The organism is Microcoleus sp. Pol10D4 (assembly GCF_036701555.1).
GTDB lineage: Bacteria > Cyanobacteriota > Cyanobacteriia > Cyanobacteriales > Microcoleaceae > Microcoleus.
Window position 1 is genome coordinate 34,923 of record NZ_JAUBRA010000031.1, and the last position, 18,584, is coordinate 53,506.

General features: G+C 43.9%; 11 protein-coding genes. 4 read left to right on the forward strand and 7 right to left on the reverse strand.

Annotation, left to right across the window (positions count from 1 at the left end):
• Nucleotides 1-513: 513 nt before the first annotated feature.
• Nucleotides 514-795, forward strand: coding sequence for a peptidoglycan-binding domain-containing protein (locus QUA36_RS16780; protein ID WP_333167030.1), 282 nt, complete (start codon nt 514-516; stop codon nt 793-795).
• Nucleotides 796-1,012: 217 nt separating this feature from the next.
• Nucleotides 1,013-1,285 (forward strand): peptidoglycan-binding domain-containing protein, encoded by a 273-nt coding sequence (locus QUA36_RS16785; RefSeq protein WP_333167028.1) that lies wholly within the window; start codon nt 1,013-1,015, stop codon nt 1,283-1,285.
• Nucleotides 1,286-1,333: 48 nt separating this feature from the next.
• Here QUA36_RS16785 and QUA36_RS16790 read toward each other — a convergent pair whose 3' ends face one another.
• From QUA36_RS16790 to QUA36_RS16805, 4 genes are all read right to left on the reverse strand, one after another.
• Nucleotides 1,334-4,729, reverse strand: coding sequence for an ATP-binding protein (locus QUA36_RS16790; RefSeq protein ID WP_333458451.1), 3,396 nt, complete (start codon nt 4,727-4,729; stop codon nt 1,334-1,336).
• A gap of 134 nt (nt 4,730-4,863) precedes the next feature.
• The gene (locus tag QUA36_RS16795; protein ID WP_333458452.1) at nt 4,864-4,998 is read right to left on the reverse strand and encodes a hypothetical protein; all 135 of its coding nucleotides are present in this window, start codon (nt 4,996-4,998) and stop codon (nt 4,864-4,866) included.
• 17 nt (nt 4,999-5,015) lie between these two features.
• Nucleotides 5,016-8,291, reverse strand: a complete 3,276-nt coding sequence (locus tag QUA36_RS16800; RefSeq protein ID WP_333458453.1) for a response regulator — start codon at nt 8,289-8,291, stop codon at nt 5,016-5,018.
• A gap of 116 nt (nt 8,292-8,407) precedes the next feature.
• Nucleotides 8,408-9,349, reverse strand: a complete 942-nt coding sequence (locus tag QUA36_RS16805; protein WP_333458454.1) for an aliphatic sulfonate ABC transporter substrate-binding protein — start codon at nt 9,347-9,349, stop codon at nt 8,408-8,410.
• 308 nt (nt 9,350-9,657) lie between these two features.
• On the opposite strand from QUA36_RS16805, the gene QUA36_RS16810 reads away from it, so the two are divergent.
• Nucleotides 9,658-9,957: a DUF7734 family protein gene (locus QUA36_RS16810; protein WP_333458455.1), complete on the forward strand. Its 300-nt coding sequence runs from the start codon at nt 9,658-9,660 to the stop codon at nt 9,955-9,957.
• A 90-nt stretch (nt 9,958-10,047) separates the two neighbouring features.
• Here QUA36_RS16810 and atpC read toward each other — a convergent pair whose 3' ends face one another.
• The 3 genes from atpC to QUA36_RS16825 form a co-directional block, all read right to left on the reverse strand.
• A complete protein-coding gene (gene atpC, locus QUA36_RS16815; RefSeq protein ID WP_333158683.1) occupies nt 10,048-10,455 on the reverse strand; it encodes an ATP synthase F1 subunit epsilon in 408 nt (135 codons plus the stop codon).
• 184 nt (nt 10,456-10,639) lie between these two features.
• Nucleotides 10,640-12,097, reverse strand: coding sequence for a F0F1 ATP synthase subunit beta (atpD, locus tag QUA36_RS16820; protein WP_333167016.1), 1,458 nt, complete (start codon nt 12,095-12,097; stop codon nt 10,640-10,642).
• Between the two features lie 138 nt (nt 12,098-12,235).
• Nucleotides 12,236-13,072 carry a PEP-CTERM sorting domain-containing protein gene (locus QUA36_RS16825; RefSeq protein WP_333458456.1) on the reverse strand — a complete coding sequence of 279 codons (837 nt, stop codon included), beginning with the start codon at nt 13,070-13,072 and terminating at the stop codon, nt 12,236-12,238.
• A 1,070-nt stretch (nt 13,073-14,142) separates the two neighbouring features.
• On the opposite strand from QUA36_RS16825, the gene QUA36_RS16830 reads away from it, so the two are divergent.
• Nucleotides 14,143-18,584 (forward strand): two-partner secretion domain-containing protein (locus QUA36_RS16830; RefSeq protein ID WP_333458457.1); only part of this gene is annotated, 4,442 nt, incomplete at its 3' end.

Below are 18,584 nucleotides of genomic sequence, written 5' to 3' on the forward strand. Positions count from 1 at the left end.
CTAGCTTTAAATACTGTATTTTTCCCTCCTTTATAAAAAAAACTATTACTCAGCTTATATAAGAGTAGATAGATTACACCGTGACACGATTGATTGCTCGCCAACCTAGATCAATCTGCCTATCCATCCCGACACCAACAGCCGTACAGGTAAGTAGGTAGGCAAGATTCAAGCACATAATATAACACTATGTAAACAGGTTTAAGTTAACCAGTAGAGAGCATTTGGAGACTTTGCCCTCGTTTAGATAGGGGCGTTTTTTGGCGCCGACTTACCTATGGCGTGGGGCTGGTGGCAAAGATGCTAAAAGTTGATAAAAAATGGAAATTCGCTGCTGTTTGCCTTTGACAATTATTTTATACAAAAGGGATTTGATAGCTGGCTGTCACTCATCTGAGCTACCCCAAATAAGCGTCACTATAAAAAGCGACTGTTAAAGCACTTCCCCCCACAGCTACAACTGGGGAATAGCAAGTTCAAACGACTTGCAAACCACTAATCCCCAATCAAACCATGCAAACCACAAATCCTATTTACGCTCAATTGCCTCTTTGCTCTTCACTGCCCACACTGCAACGAAATAATAGTACCACTGCCAATCAAAACGTGCGCTATCTCCAACAATCCTTAGTTAAAAAGGGGTATCCCGTCGGAACTGATGGATTCTTCGGCCCAAAAACCGAACAAGCAGTCATCAAATTTCAAAAGGACAATAAGATTGCTGTTGATGGCATTGTCGGCCCTCAAACTTGGAGTCTATTAGGCGCTTGTTATACAGGTGAACCCGGATGTTAAATCCAAGTTAACTAATCCTAGGCGCACGGCTAGCAAGAAACTGGGTTTTTTCACAACAATACTTCGTTTCAGCCCCCAGAAACGCTAAAAAAGCTGGTGTTGAGCGAAGCCGAAACCCCGCTTCTGCCCGTCAAGAGTGTATCCAGGACTTATTAACATCATTTCCGCACTTCTCTGCTTTTAAATAACTTGCAAACAACCAATGGAGAATCAAACCATGCAAACCACAAACGCAATTCGCACTGAATTACCTTCCTGCCGTTATTTTCCCCTACTCAAACGCAACGATGGCGTCACCCAAAATGAGGACGTTCGCTACCTTCAGCGACTCTTGAATGCCAGCGGATTTTCTTTAAATACTGATGGAGGATTCGGCACGAAAACCCAACAAGCAGTCATCAATTTTCAAAAGCAACAACAAATCGTTGCTGATGGCATTGTCGGCCCTAAAACTTGGAATAAATTGGGTGTTTGTACAACTATATTTTAAAGTTTGTGCAACCATCTGTTAAAAAGAGTAGGGCGTGCAGTGTGCGCCCTATTTTTCTGTCGAAGTTTCCACCCCACACCACCCCTCCGGGGCTCCGTACATTCGATACTTGCGAGCTCGTTTGAAATACAGCATTGCTACCCGATCGTCTGGATTGATTTGTAAAATGTTTTGAAATACTTTTTGGGCTGCAACAAATTTTTGCTCGTAGTAAAAATTGAGAGCTTCTTGAAAAACCTCCGCAGTTTGCTGCTTAAGTACAATGCTTTCCTCTGTTTCTGTGTCGTAAATTTCAAACACCGACACAGCATTTGTCTTTCCTTTCACCGTTACTCGATCGACAAATCTGTACTTATATTTTTCTGGATCGTCGAGGCGATCGATAATTGCACCGCTAACTAGAATTCCCGATCCGTAAACCTTAGTCAATCCTTCCAAACGAGACGCGAGATTCACCGCATCAGCAATCACGGTACTTTCCATTCGTTCTCGCTCGCCAATTGTACCCAACATCAAATTGCCCGCGTGTAAACCGATGCCGATCGCGATCGGAAACAAGCCATTGTTTTCTCGCTGCTGGTTGTAGATATTCACTTCTTTTTGCATATCAATTGCTGCTCGCACGCCATCAGATGGAGATGTAGAAAATAGTGCCATGACTGCATCCCCAATGTATTTATCAATAAACCCGTTATTTTTCCTGATAGCAGGGCTAACCCTTCCCAAGTAATTATTAATAAATGCAAAATTTTCATCCGGTGTCATATTTTCCGAAAGCGCCGTAAACGAGCGAATATCAGCAAACAGCACTGTCATATTTCTTTCCTGATGTTCGCCTAATTTTACTTCAATAATACTCGGCTTTTCCAGCAAGTTTAGAAAATCATGCGGCACAAACCTACCGTAGGCTGCATTCAGTTTTGCTAGGCGAATTTGCGTGTTAATTCTCGCCAACAATTCCTTTTTGATAAAAGGTTTAGTTACATAATCATTTGCTTCTAAGTTAAAAGCTTCTACCAAGTCGGTAGTTAGATTTTTGGCCGTCAGCATCAGAATCGGCATTTCTAAAGGCGAGTATTTTTTACGGACTTCTCGACATACTTCATAACCTGTCATCTGCGGCATCATTACATCGAGTAAAATTAAGTCAGGCTTAAATCCTGATTCAATAAGATTTAAAGCTTCTAAGCCGTTGCTCGCTTGAGTAATCTCGTAGTTGGCTAGAGAAAGACTGTTGATGATGACATGAATATTAATCGGCTCATCATCAACTACCAAAATTTTTAATTTTTCACTTTCTAGCAAGTCGCTATTGTCTGATACCTGAGAATTTATTATAGATGATTGGCGGCCTAATTCAGGAGCGATTAAAATGCGAGATCCCTCAGTTAAATGCGGCTGTGTGCTGCTAAATTCCTGCTGACTCTCAGATACGGGCAAAGTAAAGGTGAATTGGGAACCTACGCCTACAGTTGAAGATACCGAAATTTTACCTCCGTGCAATTCCACTAATTGCTTGGCAACAGTTAACCCTAAACCCGTGCCACCATATTCTCTAGCAGTGGAACCGTCAGCTTGTTCAAAGGATTCAAAAATTCGCTCTAATTTATCTTCGGGGATGCCAATACCCGTGTCGGATACAGTAATGGCTATTTGGGAATCAAGGGGTGATTGTGCCTTGCCCGTTACCAATTCTGCGGAAATTTCTACTCGGCCACTTTCGGTAAACTTAATCGCATTGCCGATTAAGTTGTAAAGTATTTGCTGCAAGCGATTCTCGTCGGCTGCTATTGGCGGCAATTCAGGAGCGACTGAGTTAATCAACTGCAAGTTTTTTTTGCCTACTAATGGCTGAGACAAAGTGAGAATTACAGAGACTATTTCTCGAATACCGACGGACTTAATTTGCAGTTCTATCGTTTTATGTTTGAGCTGAGAAAAGTCCAGAAGATCGTTAATCAAAGAAGACAATCTTGTGCCCGATGATGAAATCAAAGCTAAGTTAAAATTTGTTGGTTCTGGCAGTTGTCCGGTAGCACCGTCTATTAAAGATTCTGCAATACCAATAATGCCGTTAAGGGGAGTGCGGAGTTCGTGGGAAGTATTGGCTAAGAATTCGTCTTTCAGTTTATCGAGTCGCTGCAATTCGGTATTTTTAGTTTCTAAGGCAGTAAAAGATGCTTGCAGTTGTTGTGCCATGCTGTTAAAAGCAGCGGCAAGTACGCCCAACTCATCGGAGCGATCGAGCTTTACAGTTTTGTCAAATTGTCCTTCAGACAAAGCTATTGCTGCATTTTTTAATTTTAAAATAGGTTGGATAATCCAGCGAGAAGTGAGAATTCCTAGAACAGTTGCCATGCCCAAAGCTGCCAGACATAGCAATACTGTAGTTCGGTTGCCTGCATGGATTTGTTGCATAAAGTCGGCTTCGGGAACGACGACAACAATCAGCCAATCTAAACCTTTGCCGTCTTGGAAGGGCAGGACTTTTAAAAATTTATGCTGACCGTTTATGTCAACCTTTATTTGCTGCGTTTTTGTAATTTCCTGCAACTTTTGAAAGTGACTTTCTAAATATTTAGCTGTAGTTTGCGTTACTGGATCGCTGCTTTCTGTAACTTTAAAAAGTTCTTTTTTACCGTTTTGGGTGCGGAAAGGTTGTTCGGCTGTGGAAGTTGCCAGCAGCGTGCCGTTTCTTTCGATAATAAAAGTTTGACCGGATTTGCCTATTTTGAGGCTGTTTAAAAAGTGACCGATACTGTCGAGACGCAAAGCAGCAATTAATACTCCTTCTAGCTGTTTCTGGCTGTTGTAAATTGGTTGCAGGGCGCTGATGATTAATGTAGGTTCTAGGAAGGATATATAAACTGAACTCCAAGTTGGTTTGATTGCTAGAGCTGCATAGGAGTAGGAAGGGTGCTGTCGGATATCAAAGTTTTTGACAGAGGCTGCTACTGTCGTGCGATCGCCCGTATCATTAGTATTGTAAGAATAAAAATCAAAATTTGTAGACGGGCCCGATGCGTTAATCAATAAAGTGCCGTTCGACATCTTTTCGCCAGTGCGATATTCTCCATCTTGATTAGCGATCGACGTAAAATTGATATAGGGATACAATTGCACTTGCCGCCACAGATACTTTTCCCAAGCTGACAAGTCTTTCATGTTCACAAAACCCAGTTTCACTGCATCCAACTTGCTTTGATTGATTTGGTGCGGAGTTTGCAAATAAGTTCTCAAATTTTGCTCGATGCGATTGCTCACCTCGCTCATCAACTGATCGGCAAGGTCATTTACTGCTCTTTGAGAGTTCCTAAATGATAAATATCCCACAATACCCACCGCTGCAAATACTTGCAAGACAAACGGAACTATGAGTACAGTTTGGAGCGTTGCTTTTCCTGAAAGTTTTGCCACCAAGCGCTTGAGAGAAAGAGTGGACATAACATTAATTTAGGTTGAAAAACCGAGTTAATACTTGGAGCGAAAGCTTACCGATGGTAAGTATTATAAACTATTTTGTACTTAAACACAACTTACGCAAGGAAGACCTGATACCGTGTCTACAATGCTTAATCTTATACCAAATTATTAAAAGTCAAAGCGAACTGTAGGGATAGGCCATTTCCTTGTCCTACTCCCCGCGCCGGACAAGGCATTGCCCTGTCCCAACCGATGTTCACATACAATATATCTGTATCACTACTTTTCATAATAGAAGTTACTTGTACTACTTTTCATCCAAAGCTTCTATCCCCGACCATCCTTCAGGCACTCCATACATTCCATTCTTTAGAGAGCGCTGGCAGTAAATTGCTGCTAACTTATCTTGAGGATTTTTTCCGCAAATCTTACTGAATGATTTTTGCGCTTCAGTAAAGTTTTTCTCGAAATAAAGCTCCAGACCTTTTTGAAATTCAGCAGCAGTTCCCTGTTTTAGGTGAACGCTTTGTTCTGTTTCTGCATCATAAATTTCAAACACCGACACGGCTGATTTTTTGCCTTTTACTGTGACTCGATCGACAAATCGGCACATATATTTTTCTCGATCGCCCAAACGGTCTAAAATTGAGTCACTAACTAGAATTCCCGCCCCGTAAACCTTCGTCAATCCTTCCAAACGAGACGCGAGATTCACCGCATCAGCAATCACTGTACTTTCCATCCGTTCTTGCTCCCCAATCGTACCCAACATTAAAGTACCTGCGTGCAAGCCGATGCCGATCGTAATCGCTGGGTAATTGCTGAGTTGTCGTTGGTGGTTGTAAACCATAACTTGTTTTTGCATTTCCACCGCCGCGCGAACAGCATCATCTGCAGACTCAGGAAATAGTGCCATAATCGCATCGCCAATATATTTATCGATGAAACCTTGGTGAGCACGAATCACCGGACTTACTTGGCTGAGGTAGCTGTTAAGAAAACTAAAGTTTTCTTGGGGAGTCATCCCTTCTGAGATAGTCGTAAAGGAGCGAATGTCAGAAAATAAAACTGTCATTTCTTTCTGAATTTGATCGCCTAGTCGGACATCAACAATACTTTCGTGTCCCAAAAAGCGCAAAAAGTCATGGGGGACAAATCTACCGTAAGCTGCATTGATTTTTGCCAGACGTATGTGAGTTTTGATTCTGGTTAGCAATTCATTTTTGACAAAGGGTTTAGTTAAAAAATCATTGGCTCCTGCATTGAAACCTTGCACTAAGTCAGATACTTGATTTTTGGCGGTTAGCATCACAATTGGCACTTCTATAGCGGTGAATTTCTCCCGGATTTTCTCGCAAACTTCGTAACCAGTCATCCGCGGCATCATCAGATCTAGCAAAATTAGATCCGGCTTGTAGCCTCTGTCTAGAAGGGCTAAAGCTTCTCTACCGCTGCTAGCTTTGGCGAGCGTATATTTTTCCAGAAGTAAATTGTTAGCCAATACCTGAATATTCACAGGTTCGTCATCTACAATCAAGATTTTCAGCCCACTGTTTTCTTGGCTTTCTTTCTCATCGATTAAACTGTTGTTATTAAAAATTTGTGCGACAGTTGCATTAGTTATTAACTTGCGATCGTTGGTTCTTGAAACTAAAGATGGTCTAACCGTTGCTGGAAAATGCTTGCAGTCAACATACTGATTTTGAGATACTGGCAAACTAAAGGTAAACTGCGAACCAATACCTACTTTTGAAGATACCTGAATTTCGCCACCGTGTAGCTCGACTAACTTCTTTGTAACTGCCAAACCTAACCCTGTTCCTCCATATTCTCTAGCAGTGGAACCGTCTGCTTGTTCAAAAGATTTAAAAATTTTTTCTAATTTATCTTCAGCAATCCCAATACCAGTATCGGATACCGTAATTTGCAGTTTTGACCTGAGAATTAAAGATTGAAGCTGGCTTGTTACTGAACTTTCTTTGTCGCCTAGCTGCGGGGATTCCAAGCTAATCGCATTCGCGGAAATTTCAACTCTGCCGCTTTCGGTAAATTTAATCGCATTTCCGATTAAGTTATAAAGAACTTGTTGTACGCGATTTTCATCTGCATCTACGAGGGGGATGTCGGGACTGACTGAATTAATCAACTGCAAATTTTTTGTACCAATTAGAGGTTGAGAAAGAGTTACCACAATATCGACAATTTCTCGGATGCCGACAGGCTTGATTTGCAGTTCAATATTTTTGTGTCTCAGCTTCGAGAAATCCAGAATGTCGTTGATGAGATTGGACAGTCTTCTGCCGCTAGATGCAATAATTTCTAGATTGGAAATAGTCTGTTCTGGCAATTGTCCTGTAGCACCGTCGATCAAAGATTCAGTTAAACCGATAATGCCGTTAAGCGGGGTGCGGAGTTCGTGAGAAGTGTTGGCTAAAAATTCATCTTTGAGTTTGTCAAGTCGCTGCAATTGGGCATTTTGATGCTCTAATCTTGTGAAAGATACTTCTAATTGACTGGCCATGCTGTTGAAAGCATTAGCTAATTTTCCGAGTTCGTTTGATGCCGCAATATTTACCCGATTTTCAAACATTCCGCTACTCATTTTAGTAGCAGCAGATGTTAGGGATTCCAAAGGATGTGTAATCGATCGAGCAAAAGCCACTCCCAAGCCCACGGCGACGAGAGCGCTGGCGAGGGTAACTGCACCCATGACGTATATCAGCTTACGCACCGGAGCGTAAGCTTCCGCCGTAGGTAGCTCTACAACCACCATCCACTGAACCCTCCGCACGATCGCACCCGTGCCCATTACTTCTTCCCCGCGCAAGCCTCGATAAACAATCGGAGATTGAATCCCCGCAGCTAAAGCTAATTTGGATAACTCTCGCACAAACGATCGCTCTCTCAAATCTTGCAGTAAATATGGATTAATCTTGCTTCCTGTTTCCGAAATCAGCACCGAGCGATGGTCGAGAACGTAGCTGTATCCCGTTTTTCCTACTTTAGTTCTGGAGGCAATTTGAGTTAAAAAATTGAGACTTACTCTGGCAAATAATACGCCAGCAATTTGATTTTTATTGTCGCGAACAGGCACTGCTAAGTTAACAACATTAACTGCTGTTTTTAGATCTACCTCTACTGGACTAACATAATTTTGAGTTTGCCCAAATGTCTCCCAAAATACAGGTGTTTCTCCCGAAATTCCTGCTAAACTCAAGCTAGAGATAGAGAATGATTCGTAAGGCGACATCGCCTGTACGACTTGACCTTTACTGTTAAAAATTCCGACCACTTCGTAGGCGCTGTTGCTGTTGACCAATCCTTCGAGAATGCTGCGCTGAGTTTCAGCATTAAATTCTGTTAAACCGCGCAATTCTGACAAAAAATTGAGTTGGCGCTGCAAGCTATCTAGATAAGCGCTAATTTGGACAGCAGCAGCTTGCGATCGTTCGTACTGAAGCTGTTTTGTCTGTTCTATTTGTCCCCGAAAGCTGAGGTAAGCTAAGGTACTTCCAGCCATCAATACGCTTGCCACAACAATCGAGACAAAACCGTAACGCAGTTGATTGGCAATTGATGACATTTGATTCTGCCAGTTAACAGTTTGAACTCACTCTATAGGATACACCAAATTGCACCTTTTAAGACTGGCGGAATAGCCATCACTAATTTATTGTTACCTTTGCCTAAGTTAGGAATTTATAGATCTAATTTTTGTTTCCAAATAACATCTTCAATCCAAATGCGATCGGGAAGCAGTCCCAACCGAAATAAAATTTCAGCAATCCGCTGCTGTTCTTCAACTGCCCTGTCCTGAATTGGCAGCACATCGTAGCGGCGGCTTTTAGTTAACATGATAGCTGTGGTTATTTTCATCCCCGTTCTAGCGCTGATAAATTCCGCTGCTGGCTCGGGATTCTTAGTTATCCAAGTAGCCATCTGTCGCGTTTCTCCCATCACTATTTTAACAATATTAGGAAAGTCGCTAGCAAAAGAGCGACTTGCCAAATAGAAGTTTCTATCATTCATCAGCCCGTCGCTGTTAGTCAAGAAATGAACAGGGATAGTTTCCTGTAACTGAGCTAGAAACGGCTGCCAAATCGCCCAAGCATCAACCTCGCCTCTCACAAATGCTTCCTGAGCTTTTGGTGGAGACAAATCGACGAATTGGGCATCTTTTAACTGCAAGCCGCCTTGAGTTAAGGCGCGAATTAACAAATAGTGACCTGCGGTTTTCTGAGTGGCTGCTATTTTCTTGCCTTTGAGATCCGCTAGAGTCCGAATTGGAGAATCTTGAGGAACTATGATGCCAATGCTTCCAGGTAAAGCGGAATCATTAGCAATATAAACAAAAGGTAAGCCGTCTGATTGGGCAAAAATTGGCGGCGCAACTCCTGCATAACCCAGATCAATTTTTCCTTTTCCTATTGCTTCTAAAATTGGCGGCCCAGCAGCAAATTCTGTCCATTCTACAGACCACCCAATTTTTGCTAAACGGGTTTCCAAAGAGCTTTTAGCTTTGAGATAAAACAGCGCTCCGAAACGTTGATGTCCGATTCTTACAACTCTTGTTAAGTTTGAGGGTGCATTTTGGGTTTTTGCTGTAGAGTTATTTATTATTTGTGATTTGCAACTTGCCACAGCTAAACTCAAGCAAAAAACGAGCGTTAATAGCAGCGTATATCCCCAACGAAAATGCCTTTTAATAAAATTTTGACTAGAAAACGATAATTTAAACCTAGTCTTTCTGTGGCTCATAAAATATCGGATAAGTAGGTTTTGCCGGATGAAACTCTGGCAGATGTTTTTTACAGGATTTATATTATGTCCGCTTACTTCCTGCTGTTAAAAAAAACTCGAATTAAAAATAAAATTTTAGCGGGCTGTCCCTGAAATTAGCCGCAAAAGTAAGCTATATTATAGCAGATTTCAGGAAAGTGAGATTTGCTATGGCTGACTCTATTGCTCGCCGCTTGGAACAATACACGGTAAAACGATCGCACGAAGTTTTAATCGTCAAGGCCGAAATTGACGGCGAATTTGATGAAATTGCTATTTTTAAAGGCTTTTCTAGCTCTTTGGTACGATCGACCGCTTTCGATCCAGAGGTTCCTGTTTTGCCGGAGGAAGCAAAAATTGTCAGTGTCGATCGTGTGGAGAGCCCCTACAATCCAAATAACCCCCGCTATCTTCAGCAGGGGTTATCTTGGGAAACAATGCAATCTCTATTGTCCGAGGCGGGAGTTTAGCAAAACATTAGGGACACAACCGAGTAAAACAGTAGGGACACAACAATGTTGTGTCCCTACTACAAAAGCACTATGTCCTTACCCTTAGAGCTAGAGCGTGCCGCCTGCAGCTTGGAAACGAGCTCTCGCGCGTTTGATTGCTTGCTTGGCTTGAATTTGCTCTTGCAAAGTGCCGCTAGTAGCCTTGTCCAAACGAGCTTCTGCTTCGGTGTAAGCAGTACGAGCAGCTTCTTTATCAATGGTTTCGCCTTTTTCAGCGCCGTTGACAAGAATAGTAACTTTGTTTTCTTGGATTTCTGCAAAGCCGCCCATCAGAGCAATAGACACCCATTCCTTGCCGGGACGGACGCGCATCACTCCGGTATCCAAAGCTGTCAACATTGGAGCGTGACCGCTCAAGATACCCAGTTGGCCTGTGGTGCTCGGCAGAATTACTTCTTCAGCATTAGAATCCCAAACAGTTTTGTCTGGGGCCACGACGCGCACAGTTAATGTCATAAATTGTCCTTAGTCATTAGTCATTAGTCAGCAGTCAGCAGTCAGCAGTCATTAGTAATTAGTCATTAGTCAGTCGTCGCCTATCATCAGTCACTTAGTTGTTAACTGTTAACTTTTAACTGTTAACAACTAATGACCAATGACCAATGACTAATGACTAATGACTAATGACTAATGACTAAAATTACTTGGCGTCAGCTTTCATTTTTTCAGCTTTGGCGATCGCCTCGCTAATGTCGCCCACCAAATAGAATGCTTGTTCTGGTAACTCATCAAGTTCACCAGCCAAAATCATCTGGAAGCCCTTAATGGTGTCTGCCAGCTTGACGTACTTGCCGGGGGAACCAGTGAACACTTCAGCCACAAAGAACGGTTGAGACAAGAACCGTTCAATTTTGCGAGCGCGAGAAACGGTCAAGCGGTCATCTTCTGACAGCTCATCCAAGCCCAAAATTGCAATAATGTCTTGCAATTCCTTATAGCGTTGCAGAGTAGACTGCACCTGACGAGCAACACCATAGTGCTCTTCGCCGACAACGCTAACTTGCAACATCGTAGAGGTAGAATCCAGCGGGTCAACCGCAGGATAAATCCCTTTCGCAGCCAAACCGCGAGACAACACAGTTGTAGCGTCCAAGTGAGCAAAAGTCGTAGCCGGTGCGGGGTCAGTCAAGTCATCCGCAGGTACGTACACAGCTTGAACCGAAGTAATGGAACCTTCGGTAGTCGAAGTAATCCGTTCTTGCAAGTCGCCCATGTCTGTACCGAGAGTCGGCTGATATCCCACAGCCGAAGGCATCCGACCCAACAGAGCCGATACCTCAGAGCCCGCTTGCACGAACCGGAAGATATTGTCAATGAACAGCAGCACGTCTTGCTTGCTGACATCACGGAAGTATTCGGCCATCGCCAGAGCCGACAGGCCCACGCGCATCCGAGCACCAGGTGGCTCGTTCATTTGACCGTAAACCAAAGCAATTTTTGATTTGCTGCGGTCTTCTTCGTTAATAACCCCCGACTCGATCATTTCTTTGTAGAGGTCATTACCTTCGCGGGTGCGCTCGCCCACACCACCGAACACGGACACGCCGCCGTGAGCCTTGGCGATGTTGTTCACGAGTTCCATCATAATCACGGTTTTGCCGACGCCTGCGCCGCCGAACAAACCGATTTTGCCGCCACGACGGTAGGGTGCCAGCAGGTCAATCACCTTGATCCCGGTTTCAAACACCGAAGGCTTGGTTTCCAGTTCGGTGAAAGCCGGCGGGTTGCGGTGGATGGGCATACTTTCGGAAGTATTGACCGGGCCGAGGTTGTCTACGGGTTGACCGATGACGTTAAAAATGCGGCCGAGAGTTGGGATTCCGACGGGAACTTGGATTGCTTCCCCGGTATCTACTACTTCCATGCCACGCACCAAGCCGTCGGTGGTACTCATGGAAACTGCACGCACTTGGCTGTCTCCGAGCAGTTGTTGAACTTCGCAGGTAACGGCAACGTCTTGACCTGCTTCGTTTTTGCCGGAAATTGTGAGAGCGTTATAGATTTGGGGCAGTTTGCCGCCTGGGAATTTTACGTCTACAACCGGCCCAATGATTTGGGTGATGTAGCCTACGTTCGTTTTTGTTGCGGTGGATACCATGAATAGTGCCTTTGTTAGGATGCTATTTTTCCCGTTATGGAAAAAGTCTTAACATTTAGAAATGCTATTCCTCAGATTACCACTGAACAGACGCACTATTTAGATTTGTATGGGGTTGGTTAAGAGTCATTTTTATGGTTACTGCCCTCGCTTTTTTTTCCTGCGAGCTGCAGCCAAAGCCCCGATCCCCAGGATAGTCCCGAATACTGTGACTGGTTCGGGGACTGGTTCGGGGACTGGTTCGGGGTCAGGTTCGGGGACTGGTTCGGGGACTAACTTAGCCGACACGGTGAAGTCCTTGAAGTCAAGCTCGGTTCCTGGTTTGGCATCGTCGAAGGATATTTGTGTGCCATTAGCCAGTTGGGCCATTGTGAGGGATGAAAATTGCTCTGGGCCTTTACCGCCGTTGATGTTTGTAAATGAGTCGCTGGAGTTGTAGTCGAGGCTAATGTCACCAAACACAGCAAGCTGACATCCCGCCACCAGACATTCATCTCTTCGGAACTGGGTGCCAGCGGCCCGCCATTGGGAGCTGTTCATGAAGGTGCTTGACGAGACGTATTGCGCGAGAGGGTTGCCACTGCCGGTGTCGCTCCACAGCAGCAGGGCATAAATTTGATCCTTCAAAAATCTGAAGTTTTGGGTGATGGAGCCGTTTTCGGAGGTGACTGCGTTGCCGAAGGTTCCTTTCCAGTTGTTGGCAGAGCCGTTATCTGAGGGTTTAGTCTCGTAAAACAGTCTGGCGATGTTGGTGTAGCCATTGTTTCCTGATTGAGCTTGGGCCACCCACAAGCTGGACTGGTAAGGGCTGTGAGATTGGTCGAAGGTAAAGTTTATATCGGCATCTTGATCGAACTGGATGCCGCCAGTGCCAAACATGAAAGCTCGGACGGGCGTGCAGATGCTGAGCAACATTGTGGTTGCCAAGCTGGCGACTGTAAAAGATGTTTTTTTGACTAGCGTTAAGGTAGTCATAACCCTGATTCCTCCAGTATTATTAGGTAGTAAGGTCCAAAATGCCCTAAATGCCATGTTGCCGTGACGCGAATAAACGATCGCGAGCCTGCGATATTTAGGGCGATCGTCAAACCTAAAGAAGAGGCTCCACACCAGTGAATCTACATACAGATCTCACTTAAGGGTGTTTTGGAGTAAATGAGTGCTTCTTCTAAGAGTTTTCACTGACACCAGACTCGCATAGTTTAATCTGTCAGAGCAAGATTTTCATCCTGCCTAGACTTCCAACCTACTACATTTACTTCGTTTCGGTAACAGTCTCAAGATGAGTGCAAGACTTGCAAATATTGGCTTTCATCAAAAATATATAAAAATCTTACTAGAGCTTTATAAAGTTTTGGTAAAGTTTATCCATAAAATATAAAGTTTTTGAGAGAAAGTCGGCTGTTCGGTTCGTTGTTCCTGAAAGCAGCGTGCTGCAAGCTGCTCGGCCGATGCAGAAAGAAGTGGGGACGACCGCGAGTAGGGATTTGAGCGAGTTTTTTGCCACTCTAAGCAAGCTTTATAACAGGCGATCGGTACTTACGTACTTTTGACTCAAATTCCTAGTTTTTTAAACCCCTAACCCTCGCATTCCGCGCTATATTTTCACCAACAGTCCCGGACGCATTAACCCGGTTTTTTAAGGTAATTGGGTCAGGAAAGCAGTGAAAGTCAATCGATTTTAGATTTTAGATTTTAGATTTTAGAATTGAAGCCTTGATCCCACGGATAAATTCGGGGGGCAAGTTTCATCGGATACAGGTTTTTTATTTCTGGGTCCTGAGTCTGCGAAGGAATGAATCCGGGGGCTTGTATCCTGGATGTTTTCGGTCAAAAAAAGAAACCAAGTTTCATTTCCCGCGCCTGACTCCTAGTCAAAAAACTGTTTTTACGTAAATCATAGTAATTAAAAACATACATTTCCTGTTTCAGTCCTAATTATTCGGCAAGCAAAAATAGACTGCTCCTATTGACATGAGGAATTTTTATGAGTAAAAATAGGATAGATAAATACGATCGCACTTTAAGCACAATCTTTAAACACAATGACTGCCAACAGACTACATTTGCTCGGATGGTTATTCATTGTTAGCTGGCTGAGTGCAGCGGCGGGTTCGGCAAACGCGCAACCCATCGCCCCCGCAGCGGACGGCACTAACACAGTTGTTACTCCCAGCGGCAACCGCTACGACATTTCCGGGGGGTCTTTCAGCGGAGATGGGGCTAATCTTTTTCACAGTTTTACTCAGTTTGGCCTCAGCGAGGCTCAAACGGCTAACTTTCTGACTAATCCCAATATTCAAAATATTTTGGGAAGGATTACTGGGGGTAATCCTTCTTTAATAAATGGCTTAATTCAAGTTACGGGTGGTAATTCCAATTTATTCTTGATGAATCCTGCTGGCATAATTTTCGGGCCGAATGCCAGTCTGAACGTGCCTGGTTCTTTTAATGCTACTACGGCGACAGGGATAGGTTTTGGGAACAATCAGTGGTTTAGTGCTATTGGAAATAATAATTGGGTAAATTTAGTAGGCACTCCTAATACTTTCGCTTTTACAAGTTTACAACCAGGAACGATAATTAATGCAGGTAACTTAGCTGTAAGTACAGGCTCTAATTTAACTTTAATGGGCGGTACTGTTGTCAATACCGGACAACTTTCGGCGGGTAGTGGTAATATTTTAATTAATGCTGTTCCCGGTCAAAATTTAGTTAGAATTAGCCAAGCAGGACATTTACTAAGTTTAGAATTGCAGCCGCTTAATAATGCCGGGTTATTGCCGAATACCTGGACAGAGCCAGTGCAATCTTTGCCGCAGTTATTAACAGGTGGAGGCGTAGAAAGTGCCGCAGGTTTAACAGTGAATGCTCAGGGTCAAGTAGTATTGACGGCTAATAATAGTATCATTCCCGGAGATGCAGGAACGGCTATTATTTCTGGCAACGTTAACACCTCTGGAATGACAGGAGGAACCGTTAATATTTTCGGATATAAAGTAGGCGTAATTAATGGAAACATTAACGCTTCAGGTATTTATGGTGGTGGCACTGTATTAATTGGTGGGGACTATCAAGGTAAGGGTGCTGTTCCTAATGCTAGCCGTACTTTTATAAGTAATAATTCTACGATTAATGTGGATGGAGTGAGTAAGGGAAATGGCGGTAGAGTTATCGTTTGGGCCGATGATGTTACTCGCTTCTATGGAAATATTAGCGCTCGTGGCGGTACATTTTCTGGCAATGGTGGATTTGTCGAAGTCTCTGGTTATAATGTTTTAGACTTTCAGGGAAATGTTAATACTTTAGCTCCGAATGGCACTGCGGGACTATTATTACTCGATCCTACTGATATCACAATTATCGCGGGACCGGGGTCGTTTGCTGCTCTTACTGATGTCGATCAATTTGCCGATCCTGACATTGGAGCTAATACTATTGATGCGGCTCTGATTAATGGTGCGGCTACTAATGTTATGTTACAAGCAACAGGGAATATTACTTTCAGCGCTCCTGTTAACATAGGAACTGGGGGAGTGGGACTGACTGCACAAGCGAATAATGACATCTTTGTTAATCAGCCTATTACCACCTTTGGTGGGGCGATTACACTTACGAGTTCCAATGGGAATATTGATACAACCGGAGGAGCGATCAATACCGATGGAGGGGATGGGACTTCAGGAGCGATCACGATTTCAACTACTGGTGGTGGTAACATTTCCACGGGCTATGTTAGTTCTGCTTCATCAGGTAGTTATGGAAGTAATATTACCCTTTCTGTGACTGGAGGAACAGGTTCCATTAACACCACTGCTGGAGACCTGAACACCGATTCTTATGCAGGCGGTGCAGGAGCGATCGCCCTCTCAACTTCTGGCGGTAACATTACTACTGGCAATCTGAGTTCCTCTATCAGCCCTTTTACAGGTAATGGAGGTAATATTACCCTTTCTGTTACTGGAGGTACAGGTTCCATCAACACCAGTGCTGGAGTTCTTGATTCCCAATCTAGTTTAGGAAATGGGGGTGCGATCGCCCTTTCCACTACTGGTGGCAACATTACTACTAATGCTATAGATTCCCGTTCATTTGGTGCAGCAGGTACGGGAGGGAATATCACCTTTTCTGTTAATGGCGGAATAGGTAACATTAACACCACTGCTGGAAATCTGTCTTCCCAATCCAGTTCAGGAGATGGAGGCGCGATTGCCCTCTCAACTACTGGCGGTAACATTATCACTGGGAATATATATTCTAATGCCCCTGGCATCACTGGAGGTACGGGAGGGAATATCACTCTCTCTGTTACCGCTGGAACAGGTTCTATTAACACCAGTGCTGGACTTTTGGATTCTGCTTCCGATTTTGGAAATGGAGGAGCGATCGCACTCTTAACGACTGGTGGTAACATTATTGCTCCCTTGCTGGAGTCTCCTGCCATCAATGGAGGTACGGGAGGAAATATTACTCTTTCTGTCACCGGAGGAACAGGTTATATTGACACCAGTGGTGGATTTCTGCTGTCAAACTTAGGTTCAGGAAATGGAGGCGCGATTGCCCTCTCTACTACTGGTGGTAACATTACTACTGCTAATCTAACTTCCTCTTCATCAGGTGTAGGTACGGGAGGGAATATCACCCTCTCTGTTATTGGAGCTACAGGTGCGATTGACACCAGTGCTGGAGTTCTCGATTCCACTTCAGCTACAGGAAGTGGAGGCGCGATCGCCCTCTCTACTGCTGGGGGTAATATTACTACTGGTACTCTGAGTTCTCTTTCAGGAGGTGAAGGTACAGGAGGAAATATCACCCTTTCTGTCACCGGCGTAACAGGCGCGATCAACACAACTGCTGGAACAGGGCTGAATGCCACTTCTACTTCTGGAAATGGAGGCGCGATCGCACTTTCAACTGCTGGTGGTAACATTACCGGTGGTGCGCTGGATTCTCGCTCATCAGGAGCAGGTACAGGAGGTAACATTACCCTTTCTGTCACGGGAGGAACAGGTGCGATCGACGTTGCTGGAGGATCGCTAACTTCTGGTTCAACTTCAGGAAATGGCGGCGCGATCGCCCTCGGAACCTTCAATGGTAACATTACTACTGGCAATCTAACTTCTTCTTCTTCAGGTGCAAGTTCTGGAGGAAACATCACCCTAAACTCTGGTACAGCAAATACTATTCTTAACGGTTATCTCGACACCGTAACCGCCGCAGGAACTGCTGGTAATATTACTCTTCAATCACCTGTTGTACTAACTCAACCAAATATTGCCCTAGTAACATCAGGAACTACTACCAGCGGCAACGTTACCTTTAATAGCACCCTCAACGGCACTACAGCAAACACTGAAAATTTATTCATAAATGCAGGTGCAGGCAACGTCACCTTTACAGGCGCGATCGGTAGTATTCCCCTTGGAAACCTAACCATCACTAGCACAGGAAATAACACTTTTCTTAATACTGCCAACCTGCTTAGCTTAACCACTACAGGAAATACCAATCTTTCCGGTAACGTAACAGCACCCAGTAGCATCAACCTGAACGGCCCAGCGACAATTACCAATAACGTTCTGCTTACAAGTAACGCAATTAACTGGACAAATAATGTATCTGGAACAGGCAATCTAACCCTACAACCATTAACAGCTAGTGCGCCAATAGTCATCGGCAACATTCCCGCTAGTGGCTTAAATTTAACACCAACACAAATAGGATTAATACAACCGAGCTTAGGTTCATTTACTATTCAAACTAATAGCGGTGGTAACATATTAGTTAATGACCCCATTACCTTAAATCCTCCTACTACCCTGCAAACCTCACCAGGTACAATTACAATTAACAGTCCCCTTACGGGAAGCAATAACGCTCCAATTACCATATCTGCTAATACAACAAATCTAAATGCTGACATCAGCACCTCAAACGCAAACATTGCCATCAACGGAAATACTTTACTTGGAAATAATGTTAATCTCAATACAGGCAGTAGCGGTAATATTATTTTAAATGGGCCAGTAGATGGCAACAATAACCTCACTGCTAGTGCAGGCACAGGAAACATCACCTTTAGCGGTGCAGTTGGCAACACCAAGGCATTAGTAGGAAATATTACTGCTAACTCTACAGGAACAACCGCATTTAATGAAACAGTCAATGCCGCGAGTTTGACGACTAATATTGACGGCACAACTCAACTCAATGCCAATGTCACTACAATCGGGAGTCAAACTTATGGAGATGCAGTTACAATTGCCAAGAATCCGACTCTCTCCGGCAGCGGAATTACTTTCACTGATACAGTAAACGGCAGCAGCGATTTAACTGTCAATGGGGGTACGGGTAATGTTACATTCAATGGTGCAGTTGGGAATCCAACAAATGCGATCGGCAATTTAAAAGCTAACTCTACAGGAACAACCGCATTTAATGAAACAGTCAATGCCGCGAGTTTGACGACTAATATTGACGGCACAAC

Excerpts from the sequence above, each read along its gene's own strand:
- QUA36_RS16810 (WP_333458455.1), top strand. The coding sequence starts at position 9,658 with ATGGCTGACTCTATTGCTCGCCGCTTGGAACAATACACGGTAAAACGA.
- QUA36_RS16780 (WP_333167030.1), top strand. The coding sequence starts at position 514 with ATGCAAACCACAAATCCTATTTACGCTCAATTGCCTCTTTGCTCTTCA.
- atpD (WP_333167016.1), bottom strand. The coding sequence starts at position 12,097 with ATGGTATCCACCGCAACAAAAACGAACGTAGGCTACATCACCCAAATC.
- QUA36_RS16825 (WP_333458456.1), bottom strand. The coding sequence starts at position 13,072 with ATGACTACCTTAACGCTAGTCAAAAAAACATCTTTTACAGTCGCCAGC.
- atpC (WP_333158683.1), bottom strand. The coding sequence starts at position 10,455 with ATGACATTAACTGTGCGCGTCGTGGCCCCAGACAAAACTGTTTGGGAT.
- QUA36_RS16785 (WP_333167028.1), top strand. The coding sequence starts at position 1,013 with ATGCAAACCACAAACGCAATTCGCACTGAATTACCTTCCTGCCGTTAT.
- QUA36_RS16800 (WP_333458453.1), bottom strand. The coding sequence starts at position 8,291 with ATGTCATCAATTGCCAATCAACTGCGTTACGGTTTTGTCTCGATTGTT.
- QUA36_RS16790 (WP_333458451.1), bottom strand. The coding sequence starts at position 4,729 with ATGTCCACTCTTTCTCTCAAGCGCTTGGTGGCAAAACTTTCAGGAAAA.
- QUA36_RS16795 (WP_333458452.1), bottom strand. The coding sequence starts at position 4,998 with ATGAAAAGTAGTGATACAGATATATTGTATGTGAACATCGGTTGGGAC.